The organism is Vallitalea maricola, from assembly GCF_036985595.1.
In the GTDB taxonomy this organism is placed as follows: domain Bacteria; phylum Bacillota; class Clostridia; order Lachnospirales; family Vallitaleaceae; genus Vallitalea; species Vallitalea maricola.
In genome coordinates, this window is the sequence record NZ_BTPU01000337.1 from 1 (window position 1) to 237 (window position 237).

The 237-nt window shown below is 33.8% G+C and carries 1 pseudogene; it reads left to right on the forward strand.

The features are described from left to right. Window positions 1-237: pseudogene (locus AACQ14_RS24280) on the forward strand (hypothetical protein); the annotation flags it as partial.

Here is a 237-nt window from a genome sequence, read left to right on the forward strand (position 1 = left end):
CCTCACTACAGCCATCTATCTTGGCTGTAGTGAGGTAGGAATATTATTTAAAATAATACTACCGTTATCAACATCCGTTTTAGCGACAGTAGGGTTATTCTATGCAGTTTATAACTGGAATGCATTTTTACCAGGTATGATGTATTTAAATGATAAAACTAAATGGACTTTACAAGTGGTCTTAAGAGATATGCTAGATCAAACGACAGCAAATATTGACACAGATGATATCTTTAC